Annotated in this window: 11 protein-coding genes and 1 pseudogene; 9 read left to right on the top strand and 3 right to left on the bottom strand. The window is 73.6% G+C overall.

All coding sequences use genetic code 11. The features are described 5' to 3' along the window. Positions 1 to 147: 147 nt before the first annotated feature. The 4 genes from Scani_RS04920 to nudC all read left to right on the top strand — a co-directional run bounded on the left by Scani_RS04920 (position 148) and on the right by nudC (position 10,144). Positions 148 to 3,831 (top strand): ATP-dependent helicase, encoded by a 3,684-nt coding sequence (locus Scani_RS04920; protein ID WP_159471716.1) that lies wholly within the window; start codon positions 148 to 150, stop codon positions 3,829 to 3,831. A 194-nt stretch (positions 3,832 to 4,025) separates the two neighbouring features. After that, positions 4,026 to 7,721: a UvrD-helicase domain-containing protein gene (locus Scani_RS04915; protein ID WP_159470362.1), complete on the top strand. Its 3,696-nt coding sequence runs from the start codon at positions 4,026 to 4,028 to the stop codon at positions 7,719 to 7,721. 10 nt (positions 7,722 to 7,731) lie between these two features. Beyond that, on the top strand, positions 7,732 to 9,132 hold the full coding sequence (locus tag Scani_RS04910) for a dipeptidase (RefSeq protein WP_159470360.1): 1,401 nt from the start codon (positions 7,732 to 7,734) through the stop codon (positions 9,130 to 9,132). A gap of 76 nt (positions 9,133 to 9,208) precedes the next feature. Further along, complete coding sequence (gene nudC / locus Scani_RS04905; RefSeq protein WP_167538025.1) at positions 9,209 to 10,144, top strand: NAD(+) diphosphatase; 936 nt, start codon at positions 9,209 to 9,211, stop codon at positions 10,142 to 10,144. Between the two features lie 205 nt (positions 10,145 to 10,349). Here the strand turns inward: nudC and Scani_RS04900 are convergent, their stop codons facing one another. Further along, positions 10,350 to 10,592 carry a mycoredoxin gene (locus tag Scani_RS04900; RefSeq protein WP_030089449.1) on the bottom strand — a complete coding sequence of 81 codons (243 nt, stop codon included), beginning with the start codon at positions 10,590 to 10,592 and terminating at the stop codon, positions 10,350 to 10,352. A 469-nt stretch (positions 10,593 to 11,061) separates the two neighbouring features. On the opposite strand from Scani_RS04900, the gene Scani_RS04895 reads away from it, so the two are divergent. The 5 genes from Scani_RS04895 (at position 11,062) to Scani_RS04875 (ending at position 14,848) form a co-directional block, all read left to right on the top strand. Then, positions 11,062 to 13,290, top strand: a complete 2,229-nt coding sequence (locus Scani_RS04895; protein ID WP_159470359.1) for an ATP-dependent DNA helicase UvrD2 — start codon at positions 11,062 to 11,064, stop codon at positions 13,288 to 13,290. Positions 13,291 to 13,434: 144 nt separating this feature from the next. Next, a complete protein-coding gene (locus Scani_RS04890; protein WP_159470357.1) occupies positions 13,435 to 13,761 on the top strand; it encodes a hypothetical protein in 327 nt (108 codons plus the stop codon). A gap of 120 nt (positions 13,762 to 13,881) precedes the next feature. Then, positions 13,882 to 14,235, top strand: coding sequence for a WhiB family transcriptional regulator (locus Scani_RS04885; protein WP_026169602.1), 354 nt, complete (start codon positions 13,882 to 13,884; stop codon positions 14,233 to 14,235). Further along, positions 14,232 to 14,549, top strand: coding sequence for a putative WhiB-interacting protein (locus Scani_RS04880; RefSeq protein WP_159470355.1), 318 nt, complete (start codon positions 14,232 to 14,234; stop codon positions 14,547 to 14,549). Before Scani_RS04885 ends, Scani_RS04880 begins: the two co-directional genes overlap by 4 nt. 101 nt (positions 14,550 to 14,650) lie before the next feature. After that, complete coding sequence (locus Scani_RS04875; RefSeq protein WP_159470354.1) at positions 14,651 to 14,848, top strand: hypothetical protein; 198 nt, start codon at positions 14,651 to 14,653, stop codon at positions 14,846 to 14,848. Between the two features lie 111 nt (positions 14,849 to 14,959). On the opposite strand, the gene Scani_RS04870 is transcribed toward Scani_RS04875, so the two are convergent. Continuing rightward, on the bottom strand, positions 14,960 to 16,399 hold the full coding sequence (locus Scani_RS04870; protein WP_159470352.1) for an ABC1 kinase family protein: 1,440 nt from the start codon (positions 16,397 to 16,399) through the stop codon (positions 14,960 to 14,962). 56 nt (positions 16,400 to 16,455) lie between these two features. Then, positions 16,456 to 17,572, bottom strand: a pseudogene (locus tag Scani_RS04865) (ThiF family adenylyltransferase). Positions 17,573 to 17,605 lie beyond the last annotated feature (33 nt).

Below are 17,605 nucleotides of genomic sequence, written 5' to 3'. Positions count from 1 at the left end.
GTCACGACGACGGCCCCGGCGCGCGCCGCGCAGCCGGACCACCCCCGGCCGGCGGCCCACGGCGCCGCGCACCACCTCCGCACCACGACGAGCACCTCCTCAGGACCGGCGATCCACGTGAGTTCCTCCTTCTCGGCCTTCCCGGCCATCCCGCCGACGCAGCCCCACCGGGCGGCGCCGCGGGGTGCCGCAGGCGCGTACCGGCTGGTGCGCACCCCGCCGGGACGGGTGACTCCTCCTGCGTTGGACGCAGCACAGCGCGCCGTGGTTGACCACCGGCACGGGCCGCTGCTGGTGCTGGCCGGACCGGGCACCGGCAAGACCACGACGCTGGTGGAGTCGGTGGCCCGCCGGGTACGGGCCGGCGGCGACCCCGAGCGGATCCTCGTCCTCACCTTCAGCCGCAAGGCCGCCGTCGAACTCCGCGACCGGCTCGCGGCCCGGCTGACGGACCTGGAAGGACAGCCCGGCGGGCCACCCGGCACGGGGGGCGGCGGGCCGCGGGCGGGCATCCCGCAGGCGACGACCTTCCACTCCTTCTGCTACGCCCTGGTGCGCGCCCACCAGGACGCCGACCTCTTCGCCGACCCGGTGCGGCTGCTGTCCGGACCCGAGCAGGATCTCGTCGTCCGCGAGCTCCTCGAAGGACAGGCGGAGCTGGCCGGCGCCGGCCGCGCCCGGGTGAGCTGGCCGGACGAACTGCGGGCCTGCCTGACCACCCGCGGCTTCGCCGACGAGGTCCGCGCGGTGCTAGCCCGCAGTCGCGAACTGGGCCTGGGCCCGGACGCCCTCGGCGCCTTCGCCCGCCGCACCGGACGCCCCGACTGGAGCGCCGCGGCCGCCTTCCTCGCCGAATACCTCGACGTCCTCGACGGCCAGGGCGTACTGGACTACGCCGAGCTGGTGCACCGTGCGGTGCTGCTCGCCGAACACACCGATGTCGCGGCGCAGCTGGCCGCCGCCTATGACGCGGTCTACGTCGACGAGTACCAGGACACCGACGTCGCCCAGGTACGGCTGCTGCGCGCGCTCGCCGGCAACCACGGAGCGACGGGACGGCCGGGCTCCCCGGGACGCACGCTCATCGCCTTCGGCGACCCGGACCAGTCGATCTACGCCTTCCGGGGCGCCGACGTCAACGGCATCCTCGACTTCCCCGAGACCTTCCGCCGCGCCGACGGCACCCCCGCCCCGGTGGCCGTGCTCGGCACCGCCCGGCGCTCCGGCGCCGACCTGCTCGCGGCCACCCGGCTGCTGACCCGCCGGATGCCGCTCACCCGCCTCCCGGCCAAGGCGGTACGCGCCCACCGCGAGCCGGTGCCCGTACGGGACGGCGGCCGCGTCGAGGTGTACACGTACCCGACACCCGGCACCGAGCTCGACAACATCGCCGACATCCTGCGCCGCGCCCACCTGGAGGACGGCGTGCCCTGGCGCGAGATGGCCGTTCTCGTCCGCGCCGGGGGGCGCTCGCTCCCCGCGGTACGCCGCGCGCTGACCTCCGCCGGAGTGCCGCTCGACATCGACGGCGACGATCTGCCCCTGCGCCACGAACCCGCGGTCGCCCCCCTGCTGACGGCACTACGGGTGGCGGCACGGGCTGCGCTGGGGCAGCAGGACGCCGAGGCTGCCTTCGTCGACGACTCCATCGGCGGCGACTTCCTCGGTGAGGATTCTTTCGGGGACGACTCCTTCGGGGACGACTCCTGCGGCGGTGACTCCTTCGGTGACGCCGCATCGGGTGACGCCACATCCGGTGGGGCGGAAGCCGGCGCGGCGGCCTCCGAGGACGCCGCGTTCGTCGAGGTCGCTCCTGAGGTCGCTCCGTCCGCCGGGGGCGCCTCCGAGGACGCCCCGACCGACGAGGTCGCTCCTGAGGACGCCGTGTTCGTCGAGGCCGCCCCCGAGGCCGCTCCGACCACCGAAGCCGTCCCCGGAGACGCCGCCCGCCCCGTGCTCGATGCCGAAACCGCCCTCGACCTGCTGACCTCCCCCCTGGGCGGAATGGACTCCGCCGATCTGCGGCGACTGGGCCGGGCCCTGCGCGAGGAGGAACGGGCCGCCGGGCAGGCCCTGCCGCGGCCCTCCGACGAGCTGATCGCCCGGGCGCTCGCCGAACCGCAGCGCCTGGTGGCCCACGACCCCGCCTACGCGCGCGGCGCCCAGCGGCTCGGGCTGCTGCTGCGCAAGGCCCGCGAACTGCTGGCCGGCGGCGGCACGGCGGAGCAGGCGCTGTGGGAGCTGTGGGACGGCACCCCCTGGCCGCAGCGCCTGGAGCGGGCCGCCCACCGCGGGGGCGCCGCCGGGCGCAACGCCGACCGGGACCTGGACGCCGTCGTCGCGCTGTTCGAGACCGCGGCCCGCGCCGAGGAGCGCACCGGCGGCCGCGGCGCGCTCAACTTCCTGGAGGAACTCGACGCCCAGGACATCGCTGCCGACACCCTCACCCGGCGCGCGGTGCGCCCCGACGCCGTACGGCTGATGACCGCGCACCGCGCCAAGGGCCTGGAATGGCGGCTCGTCGTCGTCGCCGGGGTGCAGGAAGGACTCTGGCCCGACCTGCGCCGGCGCGGCTCGCTCCTGGAAGCCGACAGGATCGGCCGCGACGGCCTGGCCGAGCCGCTCACCCCGGGCGCGCTGCTCGCCGAGGAACGCCGGCTGTTCTACGTCGCCGCCACCCGGGCCCGCGAACGGCTGGTCGTCACCGCCGTGAAGGCCGCGGCCGACGACGGTGACCAGCCCTCCCGGTTCCTCACCGAGCTGGGCGTCACCCCCCAGGACGTCACCGGCCGCCCGCGCCGGCCCCTGTCGGTGGCCGCGCTCGTCGCCGAGCTGCGCGCCACCACCGTCGACCCGGCCGCCACCCCGGCGCTGCGCGAGGCCGCCGCCCAGCGCCTCGCGAAACTCGCCGGCCTGCACGACGACGACCACCACCCCTTGGTGCCGGCCGCCCACCCCGACAACTGGTGGGGCCTGTACGAACCCACCCACAGCACCGTCCCGCTCCGCGACCGGGACCACCCCGTGGTCCTCTCCGGCAGCGCCCTCGACCAGCTCGCCCACACCTGCTCCCTCCAGTGGTTCCTGGGACGCGAGGTCAAGGCGGACACCCCGGCCACCGCCGCCCAGGGCTTCGGCAACGTGGTGCACGTGCTCGCCGACGAGGTCGCCTCCGGCCGTACGCCCGCCGATCTGACCGTCCTGATGGAGCGCTTGGACTCCGTATGGGACGCCCTCGCCTTCGACGCCCCCTGGAAGTCACGCCAGGAGAAGGACACCGCGCGCGCCGCCCTGGAGCGCTTCCTGCGCTGGCACGTCATGGAACGCGAGACCCGCGGCCGGGACACCGTCGCCACCGAGCACGGCTTCGACCTGACCCTCCGGGCCGGCGCCTACGAGGTCCGTATCCGCGGCAGCATGGACCACGTCTCCCGGGACGCGCAGGGCCGGGCGTACGTCGTCGACTTCAAGACCGGCAAGCAGAAACCGACCGGACCCGAGGTCGCCCGCCACCCCCAGCTCGCCGTCTACCAGCTCGCGGTGCGCGAGGGCGCCGTCGACGACGCCTTCGACGGCCGCACGCCGGAACCGGGCGGCGCGGAACTGGTGCACCTGCGGCTGGGCGCCGCCCAGAAGGAAGGCGGCGATGCGCTGCCCTCCGTACAGGCGCAGCAGCCGCTGGAGGGGGAGTGGGTCGGCGACCTGCTCGCCACCGCCGCGGGCCGCGTCCTGGAGGAGCGGTTCACGCCGACCACCGGCACGCACTGCACCCACTGCGCGTTCCGGGCGTCGTGCAGCGCACAGCCGGAGGGGCGGCACGTCGTGGAGTGAGCGGGCCGCGGCGGCGGGGGAGTGGAGGAGCGGGGCAGGAGGGCGTCGGCCCCTCCGCGGGCGACGGCCCGCCCGGGTGTCCCGGCCTCGGTGCCCGCGCCCCAGCGGTCCCGCCTCGGCGTCTCCGCCCCTGTGACCTGCGCCGATGCCCCGGGCGACGGTGAATGTCAGTGGCGCCCGTTACGGTTTTCGCTGTGTCAGCTCGACTCAACGACCCCGAGCAGCTCAAGGAGCTCCTCGGCATCCCGTTCACGCCGGAGCAGATGGAGTGCATCACCGCTCCGCCCGCTCCGCAGGTCATCGTGGCCGGAGCCGGTTCGGGCAAGACCACGGTGATGGCCGCGCGCGTGGTGTGGCTGGTCGGCACCGGCCAGGTCGCCCCCGAACAGGTCCTCGGGCTGACGTTCACGAACAAAGCGGCCGGCGAGCTCGCCGAACGCGTCAGGGCCGCCCTCCTCGCCGCCGGAGTCACCGACCCCGACGCGCTCCCGCCCGACGCCGACGGCACCGCCGGCGGCCAGCCCCCCGGAGAGCCGCGGATCTCCACTTACCACGCCTTCGCCGGCCAGCTCCTCAAGGACCACGGCCTGCGCATCGGCCTGGAGCCCAGCGCCCGGCTCCTCGCCGACGCCACCCGCTTCCAGCTCGCCGCCCGTACCCTCCGAGCCGCCCCCGGCCCCTACCCGGCGCTCACCACCTCCCTGCCCTCCCTCGTGGAGGACGTCCTCGCCCTGGACGCCGAGCTCGCCGAGCACCTCGTGGACCCCGCCGCGCTCCGCACCCACGACACCGAGCTCCTCGCCGCCCTCGACGGCGTGAAGCTCACCAACGCCGACCTGCGCAAGGCCCCCGAAACCGCCCGCGGCCGCCTGGAACTCCTCGACCTCGTCACCGCCTACCGGGCCGAGAAGCGCCGCCGCGACCTCCTCGACTTCGGCGACCAGATCGCCCACTGCGCGACCCTCGCCACCACCCGCCCCGAAGTCGGCCGGATCCTGCGCGACGAATTCCGTGTCGTCCTGCTCGACGAGTACCAGGACACCTCCGTCGCCCAACGACTGCTGCTCTCCGGCCTCTTCGGTGCCGGTGCCGACCCCGGGACCGGTGCCGACCCCGGTACCCCCACCGGGCACGCCGTCACCGCCGTCGGCGACCCCTGCCAGGCCATCTACGGCTGGCGCGGCGCCTCCGTGGCCAACCTCGACGACTTCCCCGCCCACTTCCCCTTCCAGGACGGCACCCCCGCCCGCCGGTACGCCCTCAGCGAGAACCGCCGCAGCGGCGGCCGCCTCCTCGACCTCGCCAACGGCCTCGCCGCACCGCTCCGCCACCTGCACGAGGGCGTCGAAGCGCTCCGCCCCGCCCCCGGCGCCGAACGCGACGGCATCGTCCGCTGCGCCCTGCTGCCCACCCACGCCGAAGAGCTCACCTGGCTCGCCGACTCCCTCGCCCACCTCGTCCGCACCGGCACCCCACCCGGCGAGATCGCCGTCCTGTGCCGCACCGCCGGCGACTTCGCCCGCATCCAGGGAGAGCTGGTCGCCCGGGACGTCCCCGTGGAGGTCGTCGGGCTCTCCGGGCTGCTGCACCTGCCCGAGATCGCCGACCTCGTCGCCGTCTGCGAAGTGCTCCAGGACCCGACGGCCAACGCCGCCCTGGTCCGCCTGCTGGTCGGCCCGCGCTGGCGGATCGGCCCCCGCGACCTCGCGCTCCTGGGCCGACGCGCCCGCACCCTCGTCCACCGCGCCGCACCGTCCGACGACCCCGGGCAGCGCCTCGCCGAGGCCGTCGAAGGCGTGGACCCCGCCGAGACCATCTCGCTCGCCGACGCGCTCGACACCTTCCTGGAGGCCGAAGGGCCCGACGACGGACTCCCGTTCTCCGCCGAGGCACGGGTGCGCTTCGCCTACCTCGCCACCGAACTCCGCGACCTGCGCCGCTCCCTCGGCGACCCCCTCATGGACGTGCTCCACCGGGTGCTCGCCGCCACCGGCCTGGAAGTCGAGCTGTCCGCGTCACCGCACGCCCTCGCCGCCCGCCGCCGCGAAACGCTCGGCACCTTCCTCGACATCGCCGCCGGATTCGCCGCCAAACAGGGCGGCGAATCCCTCGACGGCGACGCCACCCTGCTCGCCTTCCTCGGCTTCCTGCGCACCGCCGTCCAGCACGAAAAGGGCCTGGACAGCTCCCTCCCCGGCGGCGACAACACCGTCAAGGTCCTCACCGCCCACAAGTCCAAGGGCCTGGAATGGGACGTGGTCGCCGTACCCGGCCTGGTCGCCAAGCAGTTCCCCAGCGAACAGGCCCGCGAGTCCTGGACCAGCCGGTCCAAGGTCCTCCCGCACGCCCTGCGCGGCGACGCCGCCACCCTCCCCGACGTCGGGGAATGGGCCGCCCGCGGGCTGAAATCCTTCAAGGAGGCGATGAAGCAGCACCAGGAGACCGAGGAACTCCGCCTCGGCTACGTCACCTTCACCCGCCCCCGCTCCCTGCTGCTCGGCTCCGGCCACTGGTGGGGCCCCCAGCAGAAGCGGCCCCGCGGTCCGTCCGCCTTCCTGGAGGCGCTGCGCGAGCACTGCGAGGCAGGACACGGCGAGATCGAGCACTGGGCCCCGGCCCCCGAGGACGGCGAGGAGAACCCCGCCCTCGCCGAGGCCGCCACGGAACAGGCCTGGCCGCTGCCCCTCGACCCCACCGCCACGGCCCGCCGCCGCGCCGCCGCGGCCACGGTCCGCGCCCATCTGGAGCGCCGGACGGAGGAGCACGCCACCGCTGCCCCGTCCCTGTCCGCCCACGACCCCGACTGGCCGCCGCCACCGGCGGACGATCCATGGGACGCCGACCCGTACGGCCTCCCCGAGGCCGACCCGTACGACGAGGGCCCGCCCTACGACGAGATCCCGCCGTACGACGAGGTCCCGCCGTTCGACGAGGCCCCGTCGGACTACGAGGCCGCCATGTACGACGAGGCCACGCCCTTCGACGGGTCCGCCGCCGAGGCCGGCCCCGGGCCGTCCGATGAGGCCGCGCCGTACGACGCCCCCGAGACCCAGCCGTCCCCCCACCGTGCCCGTATCGTCGCCCAGCGCTCCGCCGAGCCCGACGTCACGGCAGCCCCCCACCCCGGCGCCGCCCACCCCGAAGACACCGCGCCGCACACCCTCCTCCCCGAGGAACGGCGCACCGTCGGCTCCTGGGACCGCGATCTGGACGCGCTCGCCGCCGAGCTGCGCCGCTCCCGCGCCACCGTCCGTGACGTCCCGCTGCCCTCCGCGCTCAGCGCCACCCAACTGCTCCGCCTCGCCGCCGACCCCGACGGCTTCGCCCGCGAACTCGCCCGCCCCATGCCGCGCCCGCCGCAGCCCGGCGCCCGCCGTGGCACCCGCTTCCACGCCTGGGTCGAGTCCCGCTTCGAAGAGCTGACCCTGCCGCTGCTCGGCCCCGACGAGCTGCCCGGCGCCGAAGAGGGCGCAGAAGCCGGGATCGTCGACGAGCACGACCTCGAAACCCTCAAGGAAGCCTTCGCCCGCACCCCCTACGCCCACCGCACTCCCTACCGCGTCGAGGCCCCCTTCGAACTCACCCTCGCGGGACGGCTGATCCGCGGCCGGATCGACGCCGTCTACAAGGAGCCCGGCCCCGACGGCGACCGCTTCGAGATCGTCGACTGGAAGACCGGCCGCGCCCACAGCGCCGACCCCCTCCAGCTGGCCGTCTACCGCCTCGCCTGGGCCGAGCGGTACGGCCTGGAACCGTCCGCCGTCGACGCCGCCTTCCTCTACGTCCGCAGCGGCGAAGTGGTCAGACCCGCCCGGCTGCCCGGCCGCGCCGGACTCGAACGCATCCTGCTCGGCGAGACCGCCGACCGGCCGCCCGCGCACGGCCGATAGGGTCGGGCGTATGAGCACAACCCCGGACAGCGCCGTCCGCGCGTACATCGCCCTCCACCGCGAAGCCTTCCTCCAGGACCTCGCCGAGTGGCTGCGCATCCCCTCCGTGTCCGCCGACCCGGAGCGCGCAGGCGAGGTGCGCCGCAGCGCCGAATGGCTCGCCGCGAAGCTCTCCGACACCGGCTTCACCACCGCCGAGATCTGGGAGACCGACGGCCTGCCCGCGGTCTTCGCCGAGTGGCCCTCGGACGACCCGTCCGCGCCGACCGTGCTCGTCTACGGCCACCACGACGTACAGCCCGCCGCCCGCGAGGACGGCTGGCACACCGACCCCTTCACCCCGCACACCGTCGACGGCAAGCTCTATGCCCGCGGCGCCGCCGACGACAAGGGCCAGGTGTTCTTCCACACCCTGGGCGTGCGCGCGCACCTCGCCGCGACCGGCCGCACCGCCCCCGCGGTCAACCTCAAGCTGCTCATCGAGGGCGAGGAGGAGTCCGGCTCACCGAACTTCCCGGCCCTGATCGAGAAGCACGCCGACCGCCTCGCCTGCGACGCGGTGATCGTTTCCGACACCGGCATGTGGTCCCGGGACACCCCCACGGTGTGCACCGGCATGCGCGGCCTCACGGACTGCCAGATCGACCTCTACGGCCCCGACCAGGACATCCACTCCGGCTCGTTCGGCGGTGCGGTCCCCAACCCCGCCACCGAGGCCGCCCGGCTGGCCGCCGCGCTGCACGACACCGACCGCCGCGTCGCCGTCCCCGGCTTCTACGACGGCGTGATCGAGCTCACCGAGCGGGAGCGGGAACTCTTCGCCGAGCTGCCCTTCGACGAGGAGGAGTGGCTGCGCACCGCGCACTCCCACGCCCCCCTCGGCGAGGCGGGCAGCACGACCCTGGAGCGCATCTGGGCCCGCCCCACCGCCGAGGTCAACGGCATCGGCGGCGGCTACCAGGGCCCCGGCGGCAAGACCATCGTGCCGTCCACCGCACAGCTCAAGCTGTCCTTCCGGCTGGTCGCGGGCCAGAGCGCGGCCGCCGTGCAGCAGTCCGTACGCGACTGGGTCGCCGCCCAGCTCCCGGCCGGCATCCGCCACGAGATCACCTTCTGGGGCGCCACCCGCCCCTGCCTCACCCCGCTCGACCACCCCGCGCTCCGGTCCCTCGTCCGCGCCATGGGCCTGGCCTTCGAACAGAAGATCCGCTTCACCCGCGAGGGCGGCTCCGGACCCGCGGCCGACCTGCAGGACGTCCTCGGCGTCCCGGTCCTCTTCCTGGGGATCTCCGTGCCGTCCGACGGCTGGCACGCACCGAACGAAAAGGTCGAGCTCGACCTGCTGATGAAGGGCGTCGAGACCGCCGCCCACCTGTGGGGCGACCTGGCGGAGACCTGGCGCCCGGCTTGACCGCGCGCGTACCGCCGTACCGCTCCGCGCCCGTACGCAGCAATCACCCACGCCATAGGGGGAGTTGGAAACAGCAGTGACCACCTGGACCGACCACACCGCCGGCCGGCCGCTCACCTTCAGCGCGCCGAGCGGAATCGACCGCTCCGCTCATCACCGGCTCGACGAGGCCTGGCTGGCGGCGGCCTGGAGCCACCCGACGACGCGCGTCTTCGTGGTGTCCGGCGGACAGGCGCTGATCGACGACACCCCTGACGGCCGCACCGAGCTGATCATGACGCCGTCCTTCGAGGCGCCGCTGACCGAGGCCCACCGCTACTACCTCGGAACCGACGACGACGGGGTCAGCTACTTCGCCCTCCAGAAGGACTCGCTGCCCGGCCGCATGGACCAGTCCGCGCGCCCCGCGGGCCTGCGCGAGGCCGGTCTGCTGCTCTCCCCGCGTGACGCCGGACTGCTCGTCCACGCCGTCGCCCTGGAGAACTGGCAGCGGCTGCACCGCTTCTGCTCACGCTGCGGCGAGCGCACCGTCATCGCCGCGGCGGGCCACATCCGCCGCTGCCCGGCCTGCGGCGCCGAGCACTACCCGCGCACCGACCCGGCAGTGATCATGCTCGTCACCGACGAGGACGACCGCGCGCTCCTCGGCCGCCAGGTCCACTGGCCCGAGGGCCGCTTCTCCACCCTCGCCGGCTTCGTCGAGCCGGGCGAGTCCATCGAGCAGTCGGTGGCCCGCGAGGTCTTCGAGGAGGCCGGCGTCGTCGTCGGCGATGTCGAGTACATCGCCAGCCAGCCCTGGCCCTTCCCCTCCAGCCTGATGCTGGGCTTCATGGCGCGCGCCACCTCCTCCGAGATCCAGGTCGACGGCGAGGAGATCGAGGAGGCCCGCTGGTTCTCCCGGGAGGATCTGCGCGCCGCCTTCGAATCCGGCGAGGTCCTCCCGCCGTACGGCATCTCCATCGCCGCCCGCCTCATCGAGCTCTGGTACGGCAAGCCGCTGCCCAAGCCGTAGGCGCGACGGGACGGGGCGGCCCCTCGCGTGCGCACAGCACGGCGGGCCGCTCCGGCCCGTCCGCCTTCGCAAAGCCGGACGGGCTGCACCCGCCCGCGCTCCTGAAGGCTGGACGGGCCGCTCCTCCCGCGCGCACAAAGAGAGCCGTCGGCCGGTTCGTGAAGACGAACCGGCCGACGGCCCATGAAACGGCTCACACCTGCCGTCAGGCGCCGACCTTCTGCTTGACCTGCGCCAGGGACGGGTTGGTCAGCGTCGAACCGTCGGGGAAGAGCACGGTCGGCACCGTCTGGTTGCCGCCGTTGGCCTTCTCCACGAACGCCGCGGACTCCGGGTCGTGCTCGATGTTGATCTCGGTGTACGTGATGCCCTCGCGGTCCATCTGGCCCTTCAGCCGACGGCAGTAACCGCACCAGGTCGTGCTGTACATCGTCACAGTGCCCGCCATGCGTCCCGCGCTCCTTCGATAAGTCTTGGTTCCGATCCCGCCCGATGTCGCCATCGGTGCGGCCACGGGACACAACGTACGAGGTGCCAGAAGCATTCCCCGGGGGCCCCACCCCCCACCCCGCCCCCACCCCTCCCCCTCATCGGCCGAACCCGGCCCTCCGGCCCGTACGGCACGTACCCCCGCCCCGCACGCCCCCCCGCCGCCGGGTACGCATCCCCGCCCCGCTCAGCGGCCCCCAGCCCGCCTCCGCGGGCCGCAGGGCGCCCGCTGCCCACCGCTGCCCACCTGCCGCGCACCGTCGCCCGCCCGCCGCTCGCTGCCCTTCTGCTCGCCGCTGAGAAGAGCAAAGCATCCGCCGCGGCGACGCGTCGTCTGTTGTCCCCAGCGGCCGCGATGCGTATGACCGGGGTGTGGCGGCTGTGGACGGGCTTCCCGGGCGCCGTCGCGGACCTGGCAGCATGGCGGGGTGACAGCAGCAACGGACTCCTCTCTCTTCCCGCAGGTGCCTGACTCGGCCGACGGGGTGCTCGACGGGCTCGACCCCGAGCAGCGCGAGGTCGCCACGGCTCTGCACGGTCCCGTCTGCGTGCTGGCCGGCGCCGGTACGGGCAAGACCCGCGCCATCACCCACCGGATCGCGTACGGGGTACGGGCCGGGATCCTGCAGCCCGCGAGTGTGCTCGCTGTCACGTTCACGGCCCGCGCGGCCGGCGAGATGCGCGGCCGGCTGCGTCAGCTCGGTGCGGGCGGGGTCCAGGCCAGGACGTTCCACTCCGCGGCCCTGCGGCAACTCCAGTTCTTCTGGCCGAAGGCCGTCGGCGGTGAGGTCCCGCGGCTGCTGGAGCGCAAGATCCAGTTGGTCGCCGAGGCCGCGTCCCGCTGCGGCCTGCGGTTCGACCGCAATGAGCTGCGCGATGTCACGGCCGAGATCGAATGGTCCAAGGTCACCCAGACCGTGCCCGCCGACTATCCGGCGGCGGTGGTCAAGGCCGGCCGCGAGGCCCCTCGGGACCCGGCGGAGATCGCACAGGTCTACGGCACGTACGAACAGCTCAAGCGCGAGCGGGGCAGCATCGACTTCGAGGACGTGCTGCTGCTCACGGTCGGTGTGCTGCAGGACCGGCACGACATCGCCGAGCAGGTCCGCGCCCAGTACCAGCACTTCGTCGTCGACGAGTACCAGGACGTCAGCCCGCTCCAGCAGCGGCTGCTGGAGCTGTGGCTGGGGGACCGCGACACCCTCTGCGTGGTCGGCGACGCCAGCCAGACGATCTACAGCTTCACCGGCGCCACCCCCGACCACCTCCTCAACTTCCGCACCCGCCATCCGAACGCGACGGTCGTCAAGCTCGTCCGCGACTACCGCTCCAGCCCCCAGGTCGTGCGCCTCGCCAACGGTCTGCTCTCCCAGGCCAAGGGGCGCGCCGCCGAGCAGCGCCTGGAGCTGATCTCGCAGCGCGAGGCCGGACCCGAGCCCGTGTACACGGAGTACGCCGACGAGCCCGCTGAGGCCGAGGGCACCGCCCGCCGGATCCGCGACCTGATCGCCTCCGGGGTGCCCGCCAGCGAGATCGCCGTGCTCTTCCGTATCAACGCCCAGTCCGAGGTCTACGAGCAGGCGCTCGCCGACGCCGGGGTCCCGTATCAGCTGCGGGGCGCCGAGCGGTTCTTCGAGCGGCCGGAGGTGCGCGAGGCGGGCGTCAAACTGCGCGGCGCCGCCCGTTTCGGCGCCAACGACGCGCTGCTCGACGACGCCCTGGACCTGCCGTCCGAGGTGCGGGCGGTGCTCAGCGACATGGGCTGGACGAGTCGGCCGCCGGCCGGCTCCGGGGCGGTGCGGGACCGCTGGGAGTCCCTGGCGGCCCTGGTGCGGCTCGCCGAGGACTTCGCCAAGGCCCGGCCCGCAGCCACCCTCGCGGACCTGGTCGCCGAGCTGGACGAGCGGGCCAACGCCCAGCACGCCCCGACGGTCGAGGGGGTGACCCTCGCGTCCCTGCACGCCGCCAAGGGCCTGGAGTGGGACGCCGTCTTCCTGGTCGGTCTGACCGAAGGCATGATGCCGATCACCTACGCCAAGAGCGAGGAGCAGATCGAGGAGGAGCGCCGACTGCTCTACGTCGGTGTCACCCGCGCCCGGCTGCATCTGGGCCTGTCCTGGTCGCTGGCGCGCTCGCCCGGCGGGCGGGCCTCCCGCCGCGCCAGCCGCTTCCTCAGCGGCCTGCGGCCCGGGTCCGGGGCGGTGGCCGGCCGCCGTACTCCGGGCGCGCTCTCGGGCGGCGTCGAGCGCGGCGACGGGGCGGCGGCGGTGGCACGGCGTCCCCGGCACCGCAGCCCGGCCCGCTGCCGGGTCTGCAACCGGACCCTCACGGACGCGGGGGAGATGAAGCTGATGCGGTGCGAGGACTGCCCCTCGGAGCTCGACGAGGGGCTCTATGAGCGGCTGTGCGAGTGGCGGGCCGAGCAGGCGGCGCGTTCCCGGCAGCCCGCCTACTGCGTCTTCACCGACAAGACCCTGATGGCGATCGCGGAGGCCGTTCCGGGAACCGAATCGGAGCTTGCGGTCATCTCAGGAGTGGGGCGGCGGAAGTTCGACCGCTACGGCAGTGACGTGCTGGCAATCTGTGCCGGCGAGGGGCTCGTGGGGGCCTCCGGGGACGGGTCCGGGGACGCCGCGGAAAACTCGTCGGAAAAATAGTTTGCGCGCGCGGAGCGCATCCCCATAGCCTTCGGGAGCAACGGAGACAACGGAATCTTCCGAGATCCGATGGATCCGTGCTGTACTTGAACACCCTGGAACGGGATTCCCGGTCCACCGAGACGCCGAGAGGAGGCGAGCCCAGTGATCAGCTTCATCGAGACCAGCAAAATGACCGATCGCTCGGTCGTCGCCACCTGCCCGCTCGGCTCCTCGCTCCGTGGTACCGGTCTGTCCGGCTTCGGCCGTCCGTCCGGTATCGAGGTCGCGCGCCCCAAGTCTCTCGCTGTGCTGACGCGCAGTGAGCGCACCGCGCGACCGACCGAGGCACCTGCGGTAGCAGCAACGGCGGCATCGGCACTCGCCCGTGTCTTCGGGGCGGCCAATGGTGCCGAATCCCGGAATCAGTACCAGACGCAGCATGAAATGTGGGCCTACCGCGGCCTCGAACCCTGGAGAGATCCAGCCTGATCGGCACGATCAGGTCGGCACCTTCCAGGGCCGCGGAACCCACACCGGGATCCGCGGCCCTTTTGCTTGCCCAACGCGCCCAGCCACCAGCCGGGCCGAACAGACGAGGAACACACCACCGTGCAACTGCAGACGCACACCCCGTCCGTAGCAACCGACCTGATCCCTCCGCCCGACCCTCAGGAGAACTCCTTGCTTCCCCTCACCGAGCTCGACGACGAGATCGACCGCCTCGGCGCTGCCGTACCGTGCCGCACCTACGACCCCGAGGTCTTCTTCGCCGAGTCCCCGGCCGACGTCGAGTACGCCAAGACGCTGTGCCAGACCTGCCCGGTCCGTGAGGCCTGTCTCGCCGGTGCCAAAGACCGCCGTGAGCCGTGGGGCGTCTGGGGCGGCGAGCTCTTCGTCCAGGGTGTCGTCGTACCGCGGAAGCGTCCGCGTGGCCGTCCGCGCAAGAACCCGGTTGCGGCATGAACACCTTCGGCACAGGAACGATCGACCGTCCCCTCACACGGGACCCCCAGAAGCAGGACCTCACGATGAATCCCTCCCTCACCGACACGCCCGTCCCCGTGAACGTCGACGCGATCGAGTCGCGTCAGAACAGGAACCTCGCCATGCAACTCATCCCAGAAGCCCTGGCGCGTGCCCATATGCACGAACGCCTGCAAGAGGCCGAATCGGAACGCAGGGCTCATCGGCTCGCCGCCGCGCGGCGGATGCAGCGGCGCGCCGAGCGCGCGTCGCTCCGCGCCCGCCGCGCGCTGGCGATGGCCGTGATGCAGTAAGGCGGCCGCTGATGCCGCCACCCACGGGGTCCGTCCGACAGGGCGGGCCCCGCGGTGCGTGGTGTCCCGTTTCGCGGGGTGGACGGGGCTATCGTCGGCTGGTGGACCAGAAGACGCATGAACAGGCGAAGTTGGCCGACGGGGATGTGGTGTGCGCCGGCTGCGGCGCGGTCGCCGAGGGCTCCCCGCCGACCTGGACCTGCTCCGTCGAGAACGGTGAGCGCCGCTACTTCTGCGACGGCTGCGCCCGGCAGAACATCAGGGCCATCGAAGGGCGGCTGGATTCGAGCTGGTGGTGAGCGGCCCCGGCCGCCTGCCGAGGCTGCCGGCGCCGGAGGACCCCGGGCCGTCCCGTCCGCTCCGGTGGACGGAGTGGGCGGGACGGGGCCGTGCGGCCGGGCGGGTCCGGGTCAGGCCGTGGTCTCCTCGACGGCACGCTTGCTCAGATCCGCGCCGGTCTCGTCGTCCACGGCGGTGGCGATGCCGGTGACGTCCGGGCCGGCCGGTTCCTCCTCGGGTACGAAGCCGGGCAGCCAGGCCTCCAGTTCGTCGCGCAGTCGCACCGTCGCCCCCAGCTGGCACAGCACCCCGATCGTGCTCAAGGTCACACGGTGGATCAGGAGGTAGGAAGGCGGCAGATTGAGCTGTTTGCCCAACTGGTGTGCGGGGGAGCGCAGATCACCGATCCGGGCGGCCTGATGGCGCATCCAGCTCCGGGTGAAGGTGAACTCGTCGACCAGGGCGGGCTCGATGATCGGCAGCAGGTATGCGAGCACCGCGTCCGGGTCCAGCTCGATGGACTCCTTGACGAAGCCCTCCTCGCACAGCAGCTGGTAGACGGCGTCCGCCTCGCTGTCCAGCGTCATCCGCAGCGAGGTGCCGATCGTCGGCGGCAGCCCCTCCGGCAGCCGGTCGACGGTGCCGAAGTCCAGCACCCCCAGCCGCCACTCCTCGACCGGGCCGTCCGGGGAGTCCCCGGCCAGCAGCCGGAAGTTGCCCGGGTGCGGATCGGCGTGCAGCAGGCCCGTACGGGCGGGGCCGGAGAAGAGGAAGCGGGCCAGCAGCTGACCGGCCCGGTCCCGCTGCTCGTCAGTGCCCTCCGCGATCACCTCCGACAGCGGCACCCCGTCCATCCACTCCGTCACCAGCACCTCGTCGCACTGGTGCACCACCGCCGGCACCACCACATCCGGGTCGTCGGCGAACTCCTCGGCATGCGCCTGCTGGGCCGCCGCCTCCAGGGAGTAGTCCAGCTCCTCCGACACCCGGTCGCGTAGCTCGGTGATCAGCGGCTTGATGTCCATACCCGGGATCAGCGGGCCCAGCAGCCGGGCGAACCGGCTCAGCTGCGCCAGGTCCGACAACAGGGCCTGACCCGCGCCCGGATACTGCACCTTGACGGCCACCTCCCGGCCGTCGTGCCACACCGCACGGTGGACCTGCCCGATCGAGGCCGCCGCCGCCGGTTTGTCCTCGAACTCCTCGAACAACTCCCGCCAGTCCTCGCCGAGCCGCTCCGCCAGCACCGCGTGCACCGTGCTGGTCGGCATCGGCGGCGCCGCCTCCTGAAGCTTCGTCAGGGCGGCGCGGTAGGGGCCGGCGATCTCCTCGGGCAGCGCCGACTCGAAGACGGACAGCGCCTGCCCGAACTTCATCGCCCCGCCCTTCAGCTCACCGAGCACCTTGAAGAGCTGTTCCGCGGTGCGCTGTTGCAGCTCCCGGCCGACGATCTCGGCGGATCTGCCGCCGATCCGCTTGCCGAGGCCCCAGGTGGCACGGCCGGCGAACCCCAGTGGCAGCGCGGCCAGCTTGGCGGTGCGGGTGACCGCCTTGCGGGGAAGATCAGACATGCGCCCCTCCAACTCACACTGTCCCCCAACCGGGGTTACTCCGTCATTGTGGCGTGTCACGGCCGAGGATCCGAGGCGTCTGCCGTACACCGGGCATCGGCAGCACCGCAGCCGCACTCCGGATGCGGCTCGATCCGCACCGTGCGCACGGTGGCACACGGCGAGGCGAGCTCCATCCGCACCCCTGTGCACGGCGGCAGTTCACCGTCCAGGAACGTCAGTGCCTGCACGGCGGCGACTCCCGCGACCGCCGTTGCCAGCGCGGCATCGCAGGCCGGCACCGCGGGGGAACCTCGTCCCGACCGCCACTGCGCCAGCAGCCGCGGCCAGGCCGGCTCCGCGTCCGTACGGCGCAGTTCATCGCAACGGGCACAGGCCGAACCTCCGGGCAGTACCAACGGACCCACCACCCCCGTGCCCTCGATCACCCCCGCGTAAAGATGCGGGATGCCGGCGGTGAGCAGCGGCTCGGAGATCACGGGGGTCGGGGGCGTACGCGCCGAGCCCGTCGCGCGGGGCGAGCACCATGAGGGACAGTCCGGGTTCACCGGATTCGTCCACCGGGACCCGCGGCCGCGGCGTACGGCCCCAGGGGGAGGACCGGCGGACCAGCCGTCGCGCGGCGGCGTCCCGCCGCTCTCCGGTCCGCTCGGCGGGCAGGGCGCCGGGCATCACGTCCCACGGCTGGACCGTGCCGCCGTCGACCACCTCCACCCGGCCGATCCCCGAGGCCGAGAGCAGCGCCGCGATCGCGGCGCCGACCCGACCCGCTCCCTTGACCCGCGCCCGGACCGCCCGGCGCGCGCCCATCCGGCCCAGGGCGCCCGCGGGCTCCGGATGCCGTACCGAGAGCGACGCCAGGTCGGGCCGCAGCCGTTCGAAGGCGGCCTGGTCCGCCCGTACGGCCTCGGCCGACGGGCCGCCGGCGGTGGGCGCTTCCAGCAGCCCGGCCGCGCCGAGCCGGTCGACCACACCCCGTACGTGGTCGGGCGGGAGGTCGAGCAACGCGGCCTCGTCGATCAGTTGCTGCAGGGTGCGGGTGCCGTCGATCAGCGAGAGGAAGCTGCCGGTCGCCGTGTCGACCGGGCCGACCACCAGCGCATGCGCCGGCGCCACACCGAACCGCACCGTTTCCCGGTCGCGCCAGCCGCGCCGCAGCGCGGGCTTGAGCATCGGATGCCGCATCGTTGCCCCCGTCCTTCGTCG

This window comes from Streptomyces caniferus, from assembly GCF_009811555.1.
GTDB classification, from domain to species: Bacteria; Actinomycetota; Actinomycetes; order Streptomycetales; family Streptomycetaceae; genus Streptomyces; species Streptomyces caniferus.
The sequence above is the reverse complement of the archived record's forward strand: the minus strand, read 5'-3'. Positions and strand labels throughout refer to the sequence as shown.